This window comes from Nonomuraea corallina (assembly GCF_027620315.1).
Lineage (GTDB): Bacteria > Actinomycetota > Actinomycetes > Streptosporangiales > Streptosporangiaceae > Nonomuraea > Nonomuraea corallina.
Genome location: NZ_JAPNNL010000210.1, coordinates 1 through 12,102, shown reverse-complemented (window position 1 = coordinate 12,102; position 12,102 = coordinate 1). Strand labels below are relative to the sequence as shown.

Annotated in this window: 11 protein-coding genes; 3 read left to right on the top strand and 8 right to left on the bottom strand. The window is 72.9% G+C overall.

Annotation, left to right across the window (positions count from 1 at the left end; all coding sequences use genetic code 11):
- Nucleotides 1–103: 103 nt before the first annotated feature.
- Nucleotides 104–1,363: a class I SAM-dependent methyltransferase gene (locus OUY22_RS32585; RefSeq protein ID WP_270159102.1), complete on the bottom strand. Its 1,260-nt coding sequence runs from the start codon at nucleotides 1,361–1,363 to the stop codon at nucleotides 104–106.
- Between the two features lie 168 nt (nucleotides 1,364–1,531).
- Between OUY22_RS32585 and OUY22_RS32580 the strand changes: the two genes are divergently transcribed.
- Genes OUY22_RS32580 through OUY22_RS32570 form a run of 3 tightly spaced genes read left to right on the top strand, consistent with a single transcriptional unit; the run spans nucleotide 1,532 to nucleotide 4,286 of the window.
- Nucleotides 1,532–2,704, top strand: a complete 1,173-nt coding sequence (locus OUY22_RS32580) for an acyl-CoA dehydrogenase family protein (protein WP_270159101.1) — start codon at nucleotides 1,532–1,534, stop codon at nucleotides 2,702–2,704.
- The gene (locus OUY22_RS32575) at nucleotides 2,701–3,306 is read left to right on the top strand and encodes a dTDP-4-dehydrorhamnose 3,5-epimerase family protein (RefSeq protein WP_270159100.1); all 606 of its coding nucleotides are present in this window, start codon (nucleotides 2,701–2,703) and stop codon (nucleotides 3,304–3,306) included. Before OUY22_RS32580 ends, OUY22_RS32575 begins: the two co-directional genes overlap by 4 nt.
- A complete protein-coding gene (locus tag OUY22_RS32570) occupies nucleotides 3,303–4,286 on the top strand; it encodes an NAD-dependent epimerase/dehydratase family protein (protein ID WP_270159099.1) in 984 nt (327 codons plus the stop codon). The genes OUY22_RS32575 and OUY22_RS32570 overlap by 4 nt, the downstream gene beginning before the upstream one ends.
- A gap of 23 nt (nucleotides 4,287–4,309) precedes the next feature.
- Here the strand turns inward: OUY22_RS32570 and OUY22_RS32565 are convergent, their stop codons facing one another.
- The 7 genes from OUY22_RS32565 to OUY22_RS32535 all read right to left on the bottom strand — a co-directional run.
- Nucleotides 4,310–5,419, bottom strand: coding sequence for a DegT/DnrJ/EryC1/StrS family aminotransferase (locus tag OUY22_RS32565; RefSeq protein WP_270159098.1), 1,110 nt, complete (start codon nucleotides 5,417–5,419; stop codon nucleotides 4,310–4,312).
- A 10-nt stretch (nucleotides 5,420–5,429) separates the two neighbouring features.
- Nucleotides 5,430–6,221: an AfsR/SARP family transcriptional regulator gene (locus OUY22_RS32560; RefSeq protein ID WP_270159097.1), complete on the bottom strand. Its 792-nt coding sequence runs from the start codon at nucleotides 6,219–6,221 to the stop codon at nucleotides 5,430–5,432.
- Between the two features lie 199 nt (nucleotides 6,222–6,420).
- Complete coding sequence (locus OUY22_RS32555; RefSeq protein WP_270159096.1) at nucleotides 6,421–8,028, bottom strand: dipeptide ABC transporter ATP-binding protein; 1,608 nt, start codon at nucleotides 8,026–8,028, stop codon at nucleotides 6,421–6,423.
- A complete protein-coding gene (locus OUY22_RS32550) occupies nucleotides 8,025–8,885 on the bottom strand; it encodes an ABC transporter permease (RefSeq protein ID WP_270159095.1) in 861 nt (286 codons plus the stop codon). The genes OUY22_RS32555 and OUY22_RS32550 overlap by 4 nt, the downstream gene beginning before the upstream one ends.
- A 6-nt stretch (nucleotides 8,886–8,891) precedes the next feature.
- Entirely contained in the window at nucleotides 8,892–9,797 is a 906-nt protein-coding gene (locus OUY22_RS32545) for an ABC transporter permease (protein ID WP_270159093.1), read from the bottom strand.
- Nucleotides 9,794–11,389 (bottom strand): ABC transporter substrate-binding protein, encoded by a 1,596-nt coding sequence (locus OUY22_RS32540; protein ID WP_270159092.1) that lies wholly within the window; start codon nucleotides 11,387–11,389, stop codon nucleotides 9,794–9,796. Before OUY22_RS32540 ends, OUY22_RS32545 begins: the two co-directional genes overlap by 4 nt.
- A partial coding sequence (locus OUY22_RS32535) for an LLM class flavin-dependent oxidoreductase (protein ID WP_333486833.1) occupies nucleotides 11,386–12,102 on the bottom strand: 717 nt, incomplete at its 5' end. The genes OUY22_RS32540 and OUY22_RS32535, both read right to left, overlap by 4 nt.

Sequence of the window (12,102 nt, the reverse complement as noted above, 5' to 3'; positions counted from 1 at the left end):
TGACAAAGGCCGCCGTGACAAAGGCCGCCGTGACAAAGGCCGCCGTGACGAAGGGGAGACGCCACCCGGAGGGCATCTCCCCTTCGTCGGAGCGGGGACCCCGTTACAGGACGCGTACCTCGGGGACGTAGACGATCCACTTGCCGCCCCGGGCGGCGAACTCCGCCTCCCGGGCCAGGATCTCGTCGGTGTGGTTCCACGCGAAGAGCACCGCGTAGTCCGGGTACGGCCGGGAGAACTCGCCGGCGGCCCTGATCGGGATGCCCGAGCCGGGCATCAGCCGCCCGATCTTGGCCGGGGTCGTGTCGTACACGCACGGCAGCAGCTCCGGGCCGATGCCCGCGTAGTTCGTGACCGTCGCGCTCTTGGCGGTCGCGCCGTATCCCGCGACGCTGCGCCCCTGACGGCGCAGGTCCTCCAGCAGCGCGACGAGGTCGGCGCAGATGCGGTCGATGCCGTTGCCGAGCTTCTCCAGCGTCTCCAGCTCCGCGAGCCCCCGGCCGGCCTCCTCCGCGATCAGCGCGGGGACCGCGGGGCTCACCTCCCGCTCGCCCCGGCGGGCCAGGGTGTAGCGCACCTCGCCGCCGTGCACGGGCAGCCGCCGGACGTCGACCAGTTCGAAGCCGAACCGGCGGGCCACGCCCCGCACCGACCGGGCGGTGAACAGGTAGAAGTGCTCGTCGTAGATCTGGTCGAAGGTGTTGCGCTCGGCGATGTCCCCCAGGTACGGATCCTCGAAGACGAACACGCCGCCGGGGCGGAGCAGGACGTCCACCCCCCGGAGGATCGAGTCCAGGTACGGGATGTGGCAGATGGTGTTGGCCGCGTAGACGACGTCGGCCGGGCCGTCCTCGGCGGCGATGAGCCGGGCCGTCGACTCCTCGAAGAAGTCGGTGCGGACCCGGACGCCGTCCTTCCTGGCCAGCTCGGCGACCCCGCCCGACGGTTCGACGCCCAGGTGGCGCACGCCGGCGTCCTTGATCACGCCGAGCATGACGCCGTCGTTGGAGCCGATCTCCACGCAGAACGGGTCGGGGCCGGTCAGCTCGGTGGCCAGCAGGTCGTGGGCGGTCTGGGCGAAGTGCTCCCGCATGTGCCGCGAGCCGGAGGAGTGGTAGGGGTAGTCGTGGTGGAACATGCGTTCCCTGGGCACCTCTTCGAGCAGTTGCACCATGGTGCACCCGGTGCACAGCCCCACGGCCAGCCGGAAGTGGAAGGCCTGGTCCTTTTCCCGCTCGGTGAGGAAGGCGTCGGACAGCGGTTGCGTACCGAAGTCGAAGAATTTCCGCACTTCACCGGCACAGATACGACATTTGCTCACATCTGACTTGCTCGCATCGGTTCTGCTCACATCGGGCTCCATGGTGGATTCCGCGGAAACGGCGACAGAGCGCCTGGGCTGCCTTCCAGCACAGCGGGTGGCGCTGGAGTGTGGTTGGAGCGCCGGTGGACCACACGCGCGGGACCGCTTCTCCAGCGCCGTCGCCCAGGCTGATCCCGACGGCCCACCCGACGAGCCTACGGAGCGACCATGGCAGAACTGCGAGCGCCCGTGACCCCTGAGGGACGGCGGCTCCTCGAACTTCTCCGCCCCCACCTGCCGGTGCTGGCGGCGGAGGCGGAGGCGCACGACCGCGCGGCGGAGCTGCCCGCGCACCTGTTCGACCGGCTGGGCAAGGACGGGGTGCTCGGCGCCACCGTGCCGGCCGGGCACGGCGGGCTGGGCGTCGCCTCCATGCACGACGTCGCCGTCGCGCTCGGCGAGGTGGCCCAGGCCGACGCCGGGGTGGCGCTGGCCCTGCACATGCAGTTCAGCCGGGGCCTGACGCTGACCTACGAGTGGAGGCACGGCCCGCCCGCCTCCCGCGAGCTGGCCGCCGGCCTGCTGCGCCAGATGGCCACGGGCGCCGCCGTGGTCTGCGGCGCGGTCAAGGACCTGGGCCGGACCACCGTGCTGACCAGGAACGGCGACGGCGGGTACACGCTGAACGGCCGCAAGACCCTGGTGAGCATGGCCCCGATCGCCACCCACTTCGTGGTCTCGGCGCAGGTGCACGAGAACGGCGGGCCGGCGCGGATGGCGGCCCCGGTGGTGCCGCGCGACAGCGCCGGCCTGACCGTGGGGGACGACTGGGACGGGATGGGCATGCGCTCGTCCGGCACCGTCGAGATCGCCTTCGACGACGTCGCCGTGCCCGCCGAGCACGTGCTGCCGCGCGGCCCCGCCGGCGAGCAGGACGACGCCGCGCTCGCGGGCCAGACGGTCAGCTCCATCACGATGCTCGGGATCTACACCGCGCTGGCCGCGTCCGCCCGGCAGCTCGCCGTGGCGCACGTGCGCGGGCGCGGCCGGGCCGCGCCCGCCGTGCTGACCAGGCTCGCGGAGATCGACACCCGGCTGTACGCGATGCGGTGCGCGGTGGCCGCCGCGCTGGACAACGCCGACCGGCTGGCGGAGGACCACAGCGGCGACCCGGCCGAGCGGGGGCGGGCCATGATGACGCCGTTCCAGTACGCCAAGATGCTGGTCAACCGGCACGCGGTGGACGTGGTGGACGACTGCCTGAGCGTGGTGGGCGGGATCGCCTACACCGGCTCCCACCCGCTGTCCCGGATCTACCGCAACGTCAGGGCGGGCGGGTTCATGCATCCCTACAACTACGCCGACGGGGTCGACTACCTCAGCGGTCAGGCGCTGCGATGAAGGCCCGCGAGCTGGCCGTCGAGGGCGCCTACGAGTTCGTGCCCCAGGTCTTCCCCGACGAGCGTGGCCTGTTCGTCTCTCCGTTCCAGCACACCGCGTTCGAGGCGGCGGTCGGCCACGACCTGTTCCCGATCCGGCAGACCAACCACAGCAGGTCCCGCCGGGGCGTGGTGCGCGGGATCCACTACACGATCACCCCGCCGGGCACCGCCAAGTACGTCTACTGCCCGCGCGGCCGCGCGCTCGACATCGTCGTCGACATCCGCGTGGGCTCGCCGACGTACGGCAGATGGGAGTCCGCGCTGCTCGACCCGGACGAGTTCCGGTGCACGTATCTGCCCGTCGGGGTGGGGCACGCCTTCATCGCGCTGGAGGACGACACGGTGATGGCCTACATGCTCTCCGAGGAGTACGTCCCGGACCACGAGCTGGCGCTGTCGCCGCTGGACCCGGCGCTGGGGCTGCCGATCCCCGACGCGTGGGAGCGGCCGCTGCTGTCCCCGCGCGACCGGGCGGCCCCGACGCTGGAGGAGGCCCGGCGGGCGGGGCTGCTGCCCGGCTACCGGGCCTCGCGGACCGTGGAACGGAGGCTGTGGTCATGAGTTCCCCCCGCGTCGTGGTGCTGGGCGGCACCGGCAGCGTCGGCCGGCAGGTGTGCGCGGCCTTCGCCGGGCACGGCTGGGACGTGCTCGCCGTGGCCAGGTCCGCCGCTCCGCACCTGGCGGGCTTTCCGTTCGCGGCCCTGGACGTCACCGCCGCCGAGCCGCGGCGCCTGGCCGCGCTGTTCACCGAGCCGAGGGCCGACGCGGTGGTCAACGCGGCGGGCGGGTGGGGCGACACGGCCGAGGAGATGACGTACTCGCACATCAGGCTGGTCGACCGGCTGGTGGAAGCGCTCGCCCTGACGCCGCACCGGCCGCGGCTGGTGCACGTCGGCTCGGTGCACGAGTACGGCCCCGTCCCGTACGGCACCCTGCTGCGCGAGGACACGGCGCCCCGGCCTGTCACGCCGTACGCGAAGACCAAGCTGGCGACGTCGCGGGCCGTGCTGGCCGGAGCCGGGCGCGGCCTCGACGCGGTGGTGCTGCGGGCCGCCAACATGTCGGGGCCGCACCCGCCGAAGGAGAGCTTCCTCGCCGCCCTCATGCTGCGCGTCGAGCGGGCGCTGGCGGCGGGCGAGGTGCTGGAGCTGAGCGTGGCCGACGCCAGGCGCGACTTCATCGACGTACGCGACGTCGCGGCCGCGATCGTACGGGCGGCCACGGCGCCGCTCGACGACCGGGTGGTCAACCTCGGCAGGGGTGAGGCGGTGCCGATCGGCTCACTGGTCGACTGGCTGATCGAGGCCTCCGGCTTCCCCCGCGACCGGGTCGAGCTGCTCGACCGGGAGGTCCGCAGCAAGGGCGGCGACTGGACCCGGCTCGACATCGGCCTGGCGCGTCGCGCGCTGTCGTGGGAGCCGCGCATCGGCCTGCGCGAGTCGGTGCGCGCGATGTGGCAGGCGGCGGGGTCCACCGCTGGGCCCGCCGCTGGATCCGCCGCTGAGTCCGCCGCTGGGTCCGCCACGGCGAGGACGGCCTGAGGAGGGCCGCCCCGCCGGGGTGGTCAGGCGTCCAGTACGGCGCGCAGCTCAGTGATCACCTTGTCCTGGGTGTCCACCGGCAGCGACGGGTACATCGGCAGCGAGAAGATCTCGTGGGCCAGCTTCTCGGTCACCGGCAGCCGCCCCTCCTCGTAGCCGAGATGGGCGAATCCCGTCATCGTGTGCACCGGCCAGGGATAGCTGACGTTGAGCCGGATGTCGTGCGCCTCCAGCGCCTTGATGATCCGGTCGCGCTCGGGGTGCCTGGCCACGTACACGTAGTAGACGTGGTCGTTGCCGTCGGCGAGCGAGGGCAGCACGAGTCCGGGGACGTCGCCGAGGCCCTCCTGGTAGCGGCGGGCGACCGCGCGGCGGCCCTCGATGTACGCGTCGAGGCGGCGCAGCTTCCTGCGCAGGATCTCCGCCTGCACCTCGTCGAGGCGGCTGTTGTGCCCGGGGGTGCCGACCACGTAGTAGCGGCTCTCCATCCCGTAGTAGCGCAGCCGGCGCAGCGCGGCCTCGACTCCCGCGTCGGAGGTGATCGTGGCGCCGCCGTCGCCGTAGGCGCCGAGCACCTTGGTCGGGTAGAAGGAGAAGGCCGCGGCGTCGCTCATCGTGCCGGCCAACCGGCCGTGGTGGCGGGCGCCGTGGGCCTGCGCGCAGTCCTCCAGCACCCGCAGCCCGTACTGCCCGGCCAGTTCCAGCACCGGCGCCATCTCGACGCACTGGCCGTACAGGTGGACCGGCAGCAGGCAGCGGGTCCTCGGCGTGATCGCCGCCTCGATCTGGGCGGTGTCCATCAGGTAGTCGTCGGCCCTGACGTCGACGAAGACCGGCGTCGCGCCGACCGCGTCGATCGCCACCACCGTGGGCGCCGCCGTGTTGGACACGGTGATCACCTCGTCGCCGGGCCCGATGCCGAGCGCCTGGAGTCCGAGGACGATCGCGTTGGTGCCGTTGTCGACGCCCACGCAGTGGGCGACGCCGTGATAGGCGGCGAATTCCGCTTCGAACGACGCCACGCTCTCACCGAGCACCAACTGGCCGGATTCGAAGACCTTCTCCACCGCGTCCAGAATGTCGGCGCGTTCTTCCTGATATTCGGTCAGGTAATTCCATACATAGGTCGGCACGACCTCCTCCTCAAACGAAGACCCGGCCCGCGTCCAGTTTCGGATCTGAACGCAGGAGCGCCTGCTGCAGGTGCTGGAGGCGGGCTGACGGCTCGACGCCGAGTTCGTTCACGAGCGTCGTGCGCAGCTTGATGAAGTTCTCCAGCGCCTGGCTCTTCCGGCCCGCCCGGTGCAGGGCGATCATGAACTGCGCCCAGAAGTTCTCGTGCATCGGGTAGCGGGCGGTCAGCGCCGACAGCTCGGCCAGCAGGCCCACGTGCCTGCCCAGCCGCAGGTCGGTCTCGATGCGCGCCTCCAGCACGCCGAGCTTGCTCTCCTCCAGGCGGGCCACCTCGACGCCGATGCGCAGGCCGGCGTGCACGTCGGCGAGCGCCTCCCCGCGCCAGATGTCCAGTGCCTGGCTGAACAGCTCGGACGCCGGTTCCCACCGGCCCGCCTCGAAGGCCTGCTTGCCCGCGGCCACCAGGCGCTCGTACCGGTTGACGTCCACGTCGTCCGGGTCGATGTCCAGCAGGTACCCCCCGTAGGAGGTGGTCAGGACGTCCTTGGCCGAGTCGGTGCAGTTGGCGCCCAGCGCGGCGGCGATCCCCCGGCGCACCTGCAGGATGTAGGTCTGCAGCGTCGACAGGGCGCTGGCGGGCGGATGCATCCCCCACAGCTCTTCGATGAACGCCGGCACCGTGACCATGGTGCCGGCCTGCAATGCCAGCAGGGAGAAGACCTGCCGGGGTTTGCGCGGAATGGGAGTGATCGACATTCCGTTCTCCTGGGCGACCAGCGGACCCAGTACCTTGATCTTCATCGAGTTGGCGTCCCCTCAACATGCGTGTCGGAGCTGACCTTTTCCACCATGTCAAGGACGCCGGGGACGGGTAAGTGCGGTCGGCACGCGTTGTCATGAATTCCGGCCCCACGGGTCATGCAGAATTCACGATTGACAAGAAGAGAACCGATTCGGCCCTGATGGCGGCCGTGCCCTTTCGAAAAGAATAAGCCCTCGGTCAGGCGGCGCCCGCCGCGTCGAGGCGGTGGGGGGACGGGACCGGCCGGGGCACCGAGTCCACCAGCGTGCGCGTGTAGGGGTGGCGCGGCCGGGCGAACACCTCCGCCACGTCGCCTTCCTCGACGACCCGGCCGTCCTTCATGACCAGGACGCGATCGGCCACGTGATGGACGACGCCGAGGTCGTGGGAGATGAAGACCATCGCGGTCCCGTACTCGGTCTGGATGTCGGCGAGCAGGTCGAGCACCTGGGCCTGGATGGAGACGTCGAGCGCGGAGACCGGTTCGTCGCAGACCAGCACGTCGGGCCGGGGGCCGAGGGCGCGGGCGATGGCGACGCGCTGGCGCTGGCCGCCGGACAGCTCCCGGGGGTGGCGGGCGGCCGTCTCCGGGGGCAGGCCGACGCGGGCCAGCAGGTCGAGGACGCGCTCGTGGCGTGCGTCGCGGTGCACCCGGAGCGGCTCGGCGATCAGCCGGCCGACGGTGTGGCGGGGGTCGAAGGAGTCGAGCGGGTTCTGGGAGACGAGCTGGACGCGCGGGCGCAGCGGGCGGCGCTCGCGTTCGCGCCGGTGGCTCCACGGCCGCCGGTGCAGGGTGACCTGGCCGGCGTCGGGTTCGAGCAGGCCGAGGGCGAGCCGGGCGAGCGTGGTCTTGCCCGATCCGGACTCGCCGACGACGCCGAGGGTCTCGCCGGCGTGCAGGGTGAAGGAGACGTCGTCGACGACCCGGCGGGGGCCGTACGAACGGGTGAGCCCGGTTCCGGCGAGGACCTGGGCGGACCGGTCGGGGGTGGGACGGCCGCGCGGCTCGCCGGTGGTGAGGCGGGTGCTGCGGGACGCGGCGGACGGCACGGCGGCCAGCAGCGTGCGGGTGTAGGCGTGGGCGGGCGCGGCGAGGACGTCCCGGGTGGGTCCTTCCTCGACGACCCGGCCGTCCTTCATGACCAGGACGCGGTCGGCGATCGAGGCGACCACGGCCAGGTCGTGGCTGATCAGCAGCAGCGCGGTGCCGGCGGCCCGGCGTCCGGCGAGCAGCCGCAGGATCTGGGCCTGGACGGTGACGTCGAGCGCCGTGGTGGGCTCGTCGGCGATGATCAGCGGAGGGTCGGCGGCGATGGCCGAGGCGATCAGGGCCCGTTGCCGCAGCCCGCCGGAGAGCTGGTGCGGGCGCTGGCCGGCCCGGGTCGCGGGGTCGGGCACGCCCACCGCCTCCAGCAGTTCCAGGACGCGCTCCGCGCGGCGGCCCCGGGGCGCCACGTCGTGCGTGGCCAGCACCTCGGCGATCTCGGCGCCCACGGTGCGCAGCGGGTCGAGGGAGACCAGCGCGTCCTGCAGGACGAGGCCCGCGAACCCGCCGCGCAGCCGCCGCCAGTCGGCGGGGGTGAAGGCGAACGCGTCCCGGCCGGCCACGCGGAACGCCGCGGCGCGCACCGCCGAGCCGGGCCCGGCCAGGCCGAGCAGGGCGCGGGCGGTGACGCTCTTGCCGGAGCCGGACTCGCCGACGATCGCCACGCACTCGCCGGGCGCCACCGACAGTGAGACGCCGCGTACGACGTCGGAGCCTGTGAAGCTCACCCGCAGGTCCTCCACGGTCACCAGCGAGGTCACGGTGTTCTCCCCTCGAAACGGCGTTGCAGGCGGCGCCCGACGACGGTCAGGCAGACGACGGTGAGCGTGATGGCCAGGCCGGGGAAGAGCGCCTCCCACCAGGCGACCCGCAGGTAGTTGCGGGCCTCGGAGAGCATCGCGCCCCACTCGGCGGCGGGCGGTTGCGGCCCCATGCCGAGGAAGCTCAGCCCCGAGCTGGCGATCACGGCCTGGCCGAGGCCGATGGTGGCCAGGACGGGGATCGGGCCGAGCACGTTCGGCAGCACGTGCCCGGTGTTGATCGCCAGGCGGGAGCGGCCGAAGGTGACGGCCTGTTCGACGTAGCCGGAGCGGCGCACCACGAAGGTCTGGGCGCGGATCACGCGGGCGTAGGTGGGGATCTGCGCGACCGCGATCGCGAAGATCACGTTCACGGTCCCCGGGCCGGTGATCGCCACGACGAGCAGGGCGAGCAGGAGTTCCGGCAGGGTGGACAGCACGTCGAAGGTCCGGGCCAGCGCCTCGTCCAGCCACGTGGGCGACAGCCCGGCGGCCAGGCCGAGCAGCACGCCCGCGGTCACGGCGAGGCCGGTGGCGGCCACGCCGATGCTGATCGAGTGGCGGGCGCCGTGGACCACCCTGGCCAGCACGTCGCGGCCGAGGTGGTCGCTGCCGAACCAGTGGGCGGCGCCGGGCGGGGCCAGCGCGTCCACCGGGTCGGCGGCCAGCGGGTCGGCGGCGGCCAGCAGGCCGGGCACGGCGACGGCGAGCGCCAGCACCGCCAGAAAGGCACCCGGCACCAGCCACCAGAGCGGGACCGCGGACCAGCCGGCGGGACGGACGGCAGGACGGACGGCGTCGCGGGAGGTCGGGGGCATCGGCGCTCAGCTCCGGATCCGCGGGTCGATGACCCGGTAGGCGAGGTCGAGCAGCGTGCTGATGGTGACGTACACGACGGCCGACAGCAGCACGACGGCCATCACGACGGGCATGTCCTGGCTGGTCACCGCCTGCATGGCCACCTGGCCGAGGCCGGGCCTGCCGAACAGCACCTCGGTGATCACCGCGCCGCCCAGCAGCGCCCCGGTGAACCAGCCGGCCATCGTCACGGCGGGCAGGAGCGCGTGCCGCAGCGCGTGCCGGGCGACCAGCGCGCGCTCGGTGAGCCCGCGCGCCCTGGCCGTCACCGCGAACGGCTGCTCCAGCGCCCGTTCCAGCCCGCCGCGCAGCACCTGGCCGAGCACGCCCGCGATGGGCAGGCCGAGCGCCAGGGCGGGCAGCACCAGGGCCGCCGGCCCTTCCGCGCCGGAGACGGGGAACCAGCCGAGCGTGAACGAGAACACCGACAGCAGGACGATCCCGATGAGGAACGGCGGCACCGACACCGACACCAGTTCGGCGGCCGAGGCGGCGGCGCGCGGCCACCGTCCCCGCCCCGCCGTGCCGATCGCGATGACGGCCGCGAGCGCCACGCCGGTGGCCGCCGCGGCGAGGGTGAGCTGCACGGTCGGCCCGATCTGCCCGGCCAGCACCTCGCCGACGCCGCGCTGCAACTGATACGAGCGGCCGAGGTCGCCGTGGAGCAGCCGCCAGAGGTACGCCAGGTACTGCACGATCTCGGGCCGGTCGAGCCCCCACTCGGCGATGATCCCGGCCCGGATCTCCGGGGTGTCGGCGCCGTCGCCGATCAGGATGTCGACGGTGTCGCCCGGGGCCAGCAGCAGCGCGACGTAGGAGGCGGTGGCGGCGGCCCAGAGCACCGCCAGCCCCGCGCCGAGTCTCCTGATCACGTGGCGATCCGCACGTCGTAGGCGCTCGCCGGGGTGCCGGAGGCCGGGTCGAAGCCGAGCCCCTGGACGCTGCGGTGGGCGGCGATCTGGTCGGCGGGCACGTACAGCGGGAACACGATGGCGCTGTCCGCCACGACCACCCGCTGGACCCTGGCGTAGAGCTCCTTCCTTTCGGCCTGGTCGGCGGTGGCCGAGGCGGCGGCCAGCCACGTGTCCACCTCGGGGTCGGCGAACCGGGTGCGGTTGATGGCGCCGTCCGACGGCAGGATGAGGTTCAGCGCGGCGCCCGCGTCGGAGTCGCCCCGGGAGTTGCCGAACACCTCGTAGGCGTCGTCGTCCACGGCCTGCTGCGCGCTGCCCTGGTCGACGATCCTGACTTGGAAGTCGATGCCGGCGTTCTGCTTGACCTGGGCCTGGATGGCCTGGCCGAGGATGTCGCGGCGGTCGCGGACGAACGGGGCGGCGGCGACCTCGCGCACGGTGAGCCGTTTGCCGTCCTTGACCCGGTAGCCCTCGGCGTCGCGTTCCTTCCACCCGGCGGCGTCGAGCAGGGCGTTGGCCTTGGCCGCGTCGCCGCCGTAGGACTTCTCCAGGCTCGCGTCGTAGAAGGGGCTCCCGCTGCCGACAACGCTCCACGCCCTGGTGGCGGTGCCCTGGTAGACCGACCTCAGCACCGCGTCCACGTCCACGGCCTCGCGGAACGCCTCCCGTACGCGCCGGTCGTCGAAGGGGGCGTGGGAGGTGTTGAAGTAGTACGCGTAGGCGGTGCCGGAGTTGAGCGAGGTCTGCAGGGTGAGGTCCGGGTCCTTCGCGATCAGGGCGACCTCGGTGGCCGGGACGCCCTCGATGACCTGCACCTGCCCGGAGGTGAGGGCGCCGACGCGGACCGCGGCCTCGGGCAGGAACCGGTAGGTGATCTCCGACAGGTGGGCGGGGCCCTGATGGGCGGCCCCGGCCGGGGGCCAGGCGTAGCCGGGGTTGCGGCGGTAGTGGATCTCCTGTCCCTGCACGTACCGGTCGAGGATGAACGGCCCGGTGCCGACCAGGTCCGGCCCGCCGAACTTGAGGTCCCTGGCGTTCTTCAGCGACTTCGGCGAGACCTGACCGGCCAGGGGTGAGGCGAGGAAGTCGGGGAACAGCGCGTCCGGCTCCTTGAGCGTGATCTTGATCCGGTGCGGCGCCACGACCTCGGCCCTGTCGTAGGCCCTGAGCTGGATCGCGGCCACGGCCGGGTTGTAGCCGGGCACCTGGAACTGGTCGAGGTTGGCCTTGACGGCGGCGGCGTCGAACGCGGTGCCGTCGTGGAAGGTGACGTCGTCGCGCAGGTCCAGGGTATAGGTCAGGCCGTCGTCCGACACCGTCCAGGCGCGGGCGAGCCACGGCTGGAAGGTGCCGTCGGCGCTCTTGGACAGCAGCGCGTCGAACTGGTTGAACACCAGCAGCCTGGCCTTGTTCTGCGACCACAGCTGCGGGTTCAGGGTCACCGGCTGGGTCTCGACGGCCCAGGTCAGCGTGGCGGCCGGGGCCGTCCGGGCGGGCTGCGCGCCGCACGCGGCGAGCGCCAGCAGCAGGACGGGGATGATGTGCTTCACGGGCGGTTCCAGGCGTCGGCGAGCAGCTCGTAGGAGCGCACGCGGTCTTCGTGGTCGTGGGTGATGGTGGTGATCAGCAGTTCGTCGGCCCCGGTCACGCGGCGCAGCACGCGCAGCCCTTCGGCCACCTCGCCGGGTGAGCCGACGAACCGGGTGTCGACGCGGTCCCGGACCAGTTCGCGGTCGGCGTCGGTCCACCCGTGGGCGTCGGCCTCCGCCGCCGTGGGGTACGGGATCGCGCCCGCGCCGGTCCGGATGCTGCGGACCCAGAGCCCGTACCCCTTGGCCAGTTCCTCGGCCCTGGCGCGGGTGCCGGCGACGAGCGCGTCCGCCGAGACGACCACGTACGGCTCGGCCAGCGCTGCCGACGGCTTGAACGCCTCCCGGTAGGCCTCGACGGCCTCCAGCACGGTGGACGGGCTGACGTGGTAGTTCGCGGCGAACGGCAGCCCTCGCTCCCCCGCGACCTGGGCGCTCTGTCCGCCGCTGCTGCCCAGGATCCACACCTCCAGGTCGGCCCCCTCGCCGGGCACGGCGCGGGCGTGCGGGTGCGTGCCGCCGAGGAAGGCCAGGACGTCGTCGATCTGCTCGGCGAAGTCGGGGGTCCGCGCGCCGGGCTGCTGCAGGAGCGCGGCCTGCCGGGCGAGTTCGGGCCGCCGGGCGAGCGCCGACCAGTCGAACGGCGGCGGGATCAGCAGCCCGTCCACCACCCG

Coding starts and splice junctions, on each gene's coding strand:
- OUY22_RS32585 (WP_270159102.1), bottom strand. CDS start 1,363: ATGGAGCCCGATGTGAGCAGAACCGATGCGAGCAAGTCAGATGTGAGC.
- OUY22_RS32580 (WP_270159101.1), top strand. CDS start 1,532: ATGGCAGAACTGCGAGCGCCCGTGACCCCTGAGGGACGGCGGCTCCTC.
- OUY22_RS32575 (WP_270159100.1), top strand. CDS start 2,701: ATGAAGGCCCGCGAGCTGGCCGTCGAGGGCGCCTACGAGTTCGTGCCC.
- OUY22_RS32570 (WP_270159099.1), top strand. CDS start 3,303: ATGAGTTCCCCCCGCGTCGTGGTGCTGGGCGGCACCGGCAGCGTCGGC.
- OUY22_RS32560 (WP_270159097.1), bottom strand. CDS start 6,221: ATGAAGATCAAGGTACTGGGTCCGCTGGTCGCCCAGGAGAACGGAATG.
- OUY22_RS32550 (WP_270159095.1), bottom strand. CDS start 8,885: ATGCCCCCGACCTCCCGCGACGCCGTCCGTCCTGCCGTCCGTCCCGCC.